The following is a 1,682-nucleotide window of genomic DNA, read 5'->3' as shown; positions in this document are numbered from 1 at the left end:
AAACGAGAGATTAAAGATTACATGACATACTATAATCACTACAGATACCAATGGAATTTAAAAAGGATGACCCCTGTGCAATACAGAGATCATCTTCTTCAATCTGCCTAGACTTTTTTTAAAATGTCCTTTACACGGGGTACAGTTTAGACAAAGGAGTGGTTTCTTTGGATAAAACTTACTCTTTTATTGCAATTACAAAAAAATGATTTCGTCAGCCAAATTACCTAAATTACTTTCGTTGCTTACAGGAACTATTACAATTGCATTATGATTCCTTAATATTTCAATATACTTTTTGTTGTATTCACCAATTATGTACTCAGACCAATGTTTGGTTTGCATCCATGGTACAGTAAACAGCCTTTTACCATAAGCAAAACCAATTGCCATTGATGCTCTCCATACTTCACCACTTTGAAACTCTAATGGTCTGTGAATCCTTCCTTGCTTTTCATTGTTTTCATATATCCCTGAAAGTTCAAACATTTTTGCAATCTCAAGTAGACTATAATCATTTTTGCTCTGTGCAATTCCTTGTTCTAATTGTTCTGCAACTGTTTTTATGCCTAAAACTTTCCTTGTCAATTTGTTTGGATAACTTCTCCTTGGCTTATAGGGGTATTCCGAAACTCCTTCACCAATGTAACAAGATATACTACGAAGCAAATCAGCACTAGCTTTATGTCCATTTACTTGAATAGAATTTTGATAAGCATCTTCCACCAGTTCTTTACCTGCCAATATATAAGACAAACCCCATCCACCAGCACCTAGATTTCCTACAATACCATATATTTTACCACCCTCGAAGGTCGCAGATAGACTGCTGATAGAGTCGAGCATTCTCCAATAATTAAATAGAGAACATGATACTTGGCAAGTAAGATTTTCAATTTTGATTTGCAGTAACGAATCCATAAAAATTCATTCCCCATCTAGTAAGATGAAATCCATGCTTTAAAGACCACTTTTGTCATGTTCAGGCTCATTAGGTTCATACCAATCCTTATGCCCCTTATCTACTTCTATCCTAGAGCATTTGCCGAAAGCGCATCCGCAAGTACCTTTATCTAGCCTAAAAAAGCAATATTTCTTTGGACATTGCATCAGCCATATTCCTTTCAATGAAATTGCTCTTTTATCATTCAAATTCTATTTTCATATTCGATTTCTTTGATTCCTCAAGAATATGTGCAATTATTGTTTCTTTCATTTYCTCACTAATTGCTTCATCCTCATTCGGATGTTCCCATGATGTTATTGAATTTTTATATGCTACAAAACCATGACCATTCATCAATAGTTCACCACTGATTTTTACGACCTTATTAAATATTGATACTCTGATATATGATCTTGTTCCTCCTAAAATCATTGTAATCACCTTGCCCATCAGCATAAAATCGTGCTTTCATCAATTAACATTAACTATTTTCATCAAGGTTTGAAAAATTGAATAAATCTTCCTTGATTTCATCTAATAAATCATTTAGATTTTCAAATTGCTTTGTTTTAATCAAAAACGTATTTTCTCTCGCAATTTCTGAAATAAAGAAATCGTATGTGTAATCAGCCAACACTGATATGGATGCCATATAATTCTTGATTGATAATGCGTATTCTAATTTTGCATTCCCATAAATAACTTCACTTTCAACTATGATGCCTTTGTCTATTTC

General features: G+C 33.3%; 4 protein-coding genes. 1 reads left to right on the top strand and 3 read right to left on the bottom strand.

Translation table 11 applies throughout. From position 1 onward, the window contains the following. The coding region (locus tag AB4114_RS35725; RefSeq protein WP_441991330.1) for an IS3 family transposase at window positions 1-111 on the top strand (111 nt) is incomplete at its 5' end. An 84-nt stretch (window positions 112-195) separates the two neighbouring features. On the opposite strand, the gene AB4114_RS35720 is transcribed toward AB4114_RS35725, so the two are convergent. The 3 genes from AB4114_RS35720 to AB4114_RS35710 all read right to left on the bottom strand — a co-directional run. Then, window positions 196-921 carry a hypothetical protein gene (locus tag AB4114_RS35720; RefSeq protein WP_441992673.1) on the bottom strand — a complete coding sequence of 242 codons (726 nt, stop codon included), beginning with the start codon at window positions 919-921 and terminating at the stop codon, window positions 196-198. Window positions 922-1,144: 223 nt separating this feature from the next. Then, a complete protein-coding gene (locus tag AB4114_RS35715) occupies window positions 1,145-1,402 on the bottom strand; it encodes an Imm74 family immunity protein (protein ID WP_441992672.1) in 258 nt (85 codons plus the stop codon). Between the two features lie 25 nt (window positions 1,403-1,427). Beyond that, a partial coding sequence (locus tag AB4114_RS35710; RefSeq protein ID WP_441992671.1) for a hypothetical protein occupies window positions 1,428-1,682 on the bottom strand: 255 nt, incomplete at its 5' end.

Origin of the sequence: Paenibacillus sp. 2RAB27 (assembly GCF_052115445.1) — a bacterium.
Taxonomy (GTDB): domain Bacteria; phylum Bacillota; class Bacilli; order Paenibacillales; family NBRC-103111; genus Paenibacillus_E.
This window is presented reverse-complemented; position numbering and strand designations above follow the sequence as displayed.

What these genes read in the sequence shown, in the direction of transcription:
- AB4114_RS35720 (WP_441992673.1), bottom strand. Translation starts at nt 921, where the DNA reads ATGGATTCGTTACTGCAAATCAAAATTGAAAATCTTACTTGCCAAGTA.